Raw genomic sequence first — 5287 nt, 5'->3', positions numbered from 1 at the left:
GGAAGGCCGCGAGCCGTTCGAGGAGAGGCTGGCGGTGGTCGCGGACAGCCGCGCCGCGCTGCTGGCGGCGCTCGACCGCGTGCTGGCGGGCGAAGGCGATGTGCCGGGCGTGTATCGCGGCCGCGCGGCGGGCTTCGGTGCGGCGGTGACCGGGTTTGCCGATCCGCAGGATCTGGCCCGTGCCTGGGCTGCCGGCGGGCGCGTCGATTGGCGCGGCCTCAGGGGCGGCAAGCCGGCAAGGCGCATCGGCCTGCCCGCCTATCCCTTCGCGCGGGATCGTTACTGGGTGCCCGGTGGGATTCCTGAACGGACGGTTGCGGAATCCATGCCGGCTGTACCGCTGCCGTTGCTGCTGGCACCGGACTGGCGGGCGCAGCCGGCGGGCGGCGATCTTGCAGCCGACCGGATCGTGACGCTGCTGTGCGGCTTCGCGCCGGAGCGGATGGAGCGTGCCGTTGCCGCGCTTGGTCCTGACTGGGCGGCAATACTGGCCAGCAAGGGTGCCACGCTGGCGGATCGCTATGCCGATCATGCGGCAGAGATGCTGGCGCGGCTGCAGGCGCTGTTCCGCGAGCGTCCGGCGCAGCCGCTGGTGCAGCTTCTCGTGCCGCTCGATGGTGAGGAGGCGTTGCTGGAAGGGCTGGGCGGGCTGCTGCGCAGCGCCGTGCAGGAACGGCCGGGCCTGCGCTGCCAGACCATCGCCGTGGCCGATCCCGCGGCGGACCTTGCCGCGCTGGCACGGGCCGAGCAGGGCAGCGCCGATGCCGATATCCGCCACACCGCACAGGGAAGGCAGGTGCGGCACTGGCGGGAGGTCGCGGCAAAACCGGCAGCGCCGGTCTGGAAACCGGGCGGTGTCTATCTGGTGACCGGCGGGGCCGGCGGGCTGGGCCTGCTGCTGTGCCGCGAGATCGCGGCGGAGGGGCGCAAGCCGGTGCTGTGGCTGACCGGGCGGTCGCCGCTGTCGGAGGCGCGCCGCGCGGCGCTGGCCGCCCTGCCGGCGGAGGTGATCTATCGCCAGGCCGATATGACGGATGCGACTTCGGTTAAGGCGCTGGCCGACGAGATTTATGCTGCGCACGGCCATATCGACGGTGTCATCCATGCCGCCGGCATCACCCGCGACAAGCTGCTGGTGCGCAAGGAGGCGGCGGAGCTGCGCGCCGTGCTGGCGCCGAAGGTCGCCGGGCTTGCCACTCTCGATGCGGCGCTGGGTGGCCGTCCGCTCGGCTTTATGCTGCTGTTCGCCTCGGCGGCCGGCGCGCTGGGCAATGCCGGGCAGGCGGATTACGCCGCCGGCAACGCTTTCCTCGATGGCTTCGCGGCTTATCGCAACCTTCTGGCCGCCCGTGGCGAGCGGCAGGGCCGAACGCTGTCCCTCGACTGGCCCTACTGGCGCGCCGGCGGCATGGAGATGGCGGAAACGGCGGTGGCGGCGGCGGAGCGCGCGGTCGGCGTGCGGCCACTGGAAAGCGAGGCCGCCTTCGCTGCGCTGAATGCCGCGCTGGCGTTGGACGAGCAGCAGATCCTCGTGCTGGACGGCGACCATCAAAGGCTGCGCGCGGCGCTGATGCCGGACGGGGAGAAGCCGGTGCCAGAACGGGCCGCCCCATCGGCGCGCATCGCTTCCGCGCCTTTGCGGGAGCGGGCGCTGGCGTTTGTGTCCCGCCATGTCGGCGACGCGCTGAACATCCCGGCGGAACGGCTGGACCCGGAGTCGACGCTGGATCGCTATGGCGTCGATTCTGTGTCGGCCCTGCAGATCGTCGAGGCGATGGAGCGCAAGCTGGGGCCGCTGCCGGCCACGCTGCTGCTGGAATATCCGAAGCTCTCCGCGCTGGCCGGGGCGCTGGCGGACAGCCACGGCGCTGCCTTTGGCGATGCCGAATCCGCATCCAACCCGCAGCCCGAAGCGCAGTCTTCCGCCCAGCCGCAAGCGGCCGCCGGGGACATCGCCATCATTGCCGTCGCCGGGCGCTACCCCGGCGCCGATACGCCGGAGGAATTCTGGCAGGCGCTGCGCGAAGGCCGCGATCTGGTGACCGAGGTGCCGGATGATCGCTGGGATCATGCCGCGGTCTATGCGCATGAAAAGGGCCGGCCCGGCACGTCCCATTGCAAATGGGGCGGGTTCCTGACCGACATCGACAGGTTCGATGCCGGCTTCTTTGGCTATACCCCGCGCGAGGCGGCGCTTGCCGACCCCCAGGAAAGGCTGTTCCTGCAAACCGCCTGGCATCTGCTGGAGCGCGCCGGCCACACGCGCGACCGGCTGGCGCGGGGCTACGAGTCGCGCGTCGGCGTGTTCGTTGGCGCCATGTACCAGCAATACCGCGCGCTGGAGATGGATGCCGACAGCAAGGCGCTGCTGAGCCTCGCCTCCTATGCCGGCATCGCCAACCGGCTGTCCTATTTCCTCGATCTTCAGGGCCCGAGCGTCGCGGTGGACAGCATGTGCTCCTCCGGGCTGCAGGCAGTGCATCAGGCCTGCCAGAGCCTGCGGCTGGGCGAATGCCGGCTGGCCATCGCCGGCGGGGTGAATCTCTCGATCATCCCGGACAAGTACCTGGCGCTGAGCCGTGCCGGGCTGATCGGCAGCCATGAAAGCAGCCGCAGCTTCGCCGATGGCGATGGCTATCTGCCGGCGGAAGGCGTGGGGGCGGTGCTGCTGAAGCCGCTGGCCGATGCGCTGCGCGATGGCGATGCGGTGCTGGCCATCGTGAAGGCGAGTGCGGCGAATCATGCCGGCCATTCCGCCGGCTATGCGGTGCCCGGCGCCGAGGCACAGGCGCGGCTGATCGAGGAGAATCTGCGCGCCGCCGGGGTGGATGCGCGCAACATCTCCTATGTCGAGGCGGCGGCCAACGGCTCCGCCATCGGTGACGCCATCGAACTGCGCGCGCTGACCCGCGCCTTCCGCGCCTTCACGCCGGAGGTGGGGTTTTGCGCCATCGGCTCGGTGAAGGCCAATATGGGCCATGCCGAGGCGGCATCCGGCATGGCGCAGCTGACCAAGGTTCTGCTGCAACTCCAGCACCGCGAACTCGCCCCCTCGATCCGGCCGGGCGCGCCGAATCCGAAGGCGGATTTCGCCGGCACGCCCTTCGTGCCGCAGGCGGCGCTGGCCCCCTGGCGGGCGCCGGTGATCGACGGTGTGGAGCAGCCGCGCCGGGCGACGGTCAGCTCTTTCGGGGCCGGCGGCTCCAACGTGCATCTGGTGCTGGAGGAAGCGCTGGTGCAGAAGATGCCCGCTGCGGAGGTACCGCGCCGAAGGTTGTTCCCGGTCTCCGCCCGCACACCGGCGCAGCTGACGCAAATGCTGGCCGATCTTGCGGCGCATCTGCGCGCCAACCCGGAGATTTCGCTCGCCCGCCTGTCCTACACGCTGCGTACCGGGCGGGAGGCGATGGAACACCGCGCGGAGATTGTGGCGTCCAGCCATGCCGAGCTGCTGGCGGGGCTGGAAACCGCACGGCCCGGCCAGATGGCTGGCGAGGTGGTGCCGGACGAACCGGTCGAGGGGCCGTCCCTGGTGCTGCCCGGTTATCCTTTCGCGCGGGACAGGCACTGGATCGGCGCGGCGATGGTTGCGTCGCCGGCAGCGCAGCCGGTCTCCGTTGCGGATGATGTGCTCGGTCTGGTCACGGCCACGCTGGCGGCGGAACTCGGCGTGGCGGCCGCCGATATAAGCGCCGATGCGGATTTCCGCGCGCAGGGGGCCGATTCCATGGCCGCGCTGCGGCTGATCCATACGCTGCGCGAGGCGACCGGCGTGGAGGTCGGCCATGCCGATCTGGAACGGCTGGGCACACCCGCCGCGCTGGCCGGCTGGGTTGCGGAGCGGCGCGGTGCGCCGGTTCGGGCAGTAGAAGCAGCAGATATCCTGCCACCGGAGCAATGGCAGTCGCCGCTCAGCGAGGGGCAGAGCGCGCTGTGGGTCTGGCAGGCGCTCTATCCGGACAGTGCCGCCTACAACGTGCCGATGGCTTTTCATCTGTCCGGCATCGACCGCACCGCGCTGGAGCGCGCCTGCCGCTGGCTGCTGGCGCGCTCCCCGATCCTGACCGCGCGGCTTGTCGAGGGGGACGAGGATGTGCGTCTGGCCGGCCAGCCAATCAGCACAATCCTGCGCGATGTCGCCGTGCCGGCTGGGGTCGATCCGCTGGACGAGGCGAAACGCCGGGCCGTGCTGCCCTTCGATCTGCATGAAGAGCCGCCGATCCGCTTCGCGCTGCTGCGCCGGTCCGACAGGCCGGCAGGCGACGGGCTGCTGCTGATCGTTGCCCATCACATCGCCTTCGATGGCATGTCGGCGCTAGTTCTCGCCGGGCTGCTGCGCGACGCCTATGACCGCTTTAGGGCAGGCGAGGCGCAGGCTGAACCGGTCGCGGCGGACTATGCCGATTTCGTCGGTTGGGAGCAGGGTTTCATGGCCTCGCCGAAAGGGCAGGCGCAGCTTGCCTATTGGCGTACGCGGCTGGAAGGCGACCTTCCGGCGCTGACCTTGCCGGAAGAAAAAGTACCGGCGCTTTCCGGCGGCGTGGTCGAACCGGCGCATCTGGAAAAGGCCCTGCCCACAGCGCTGGTGGCGCGCGCCCGTGCCGTGGCCGTGAAGCTGGGCGTCACCCCATCGGCCTTCTTCCTCGGCGTGTTCGCCCTGCTGCTGCACCGGCTCACCGGCGAGGCGGATTTTGTCATCGGCATGCCGGTGCTGCGCCGCCCCGAGGCCCGCTTCGCCCGGTCCATCGGCTTCTTCGCCAACATGGTCGCGGTGCGGGCCACGTTTGACGGTAACCGGCCGGCAGGCGACTTGCTGCGCGAGGTGCAGGCGCAGCTGACGGCGGCGCTGGACAATGCCGATTACCCGCATGCCGCCGTGGCGCGCGCGGTGAAGGGCCGCGCCGATGGCCAGCCGCTCTACCGCGTCAGCTACGCCTACCAGAATTTCCTCGGCCGGCAGGCGGAAGCGGAAAGCGCTGCGCTGACGCCAATCGGCGGGTTGCGGCAGCAGCCGGACGGTCCGCTGGGGCTGGAGATTTATGAGGAGGCGGACGGGCTGCGGCTGGTCGCCGGCTATGATGCCGCGCGGTTCGAGGCGTCCGCCATCGCCCGCCTGCTGGAGCGTTTCGAGCGGCTGACGGAAGCGGTATGCGCCGATGCCGGCCAGCCGGTCGCCGATCTCGACCTGCTGCGTCCGGGCGAGCGGGGACGGCTGTTGAAACGCTGGGCGCGTGGCGACAGGCTCGAACGGCGCAAGGGCACTGTGGCGCAATGGATCGCCGAGACC

The 5287-nt window shown here is 70.6% G+C and carries 1 protein-coding gene; it reads left to right on the top strand.

All coding sequences use genetic code 11. The annotated features are described in order from the left end of the window. Positions 1-5287 (top strand): SDR family NAD(P)-dependent oxidoreductase (locus tag P24_RS19540; protein WP_008946344.1); only part of this gene is annotated, 5287 nt, incomplete at both ends.

The sequence above is a fragment of the Oceanibaculum indicum P24 genome (genome assembly GCF_000299935.1).
Taxonomy (GTDB): Bacteria; Pseudomonadota; Alphaproteobacteria; order Oceanibaculales; family Oceanibaculaceae; genus Oceanibaculum; species Oceanibaculum indicum.
The sequence above is the reverse complement of the archived record's forward strand: the minus strand, read 5'-3'. Positions and strand labels throughout refer to the sequence as shown.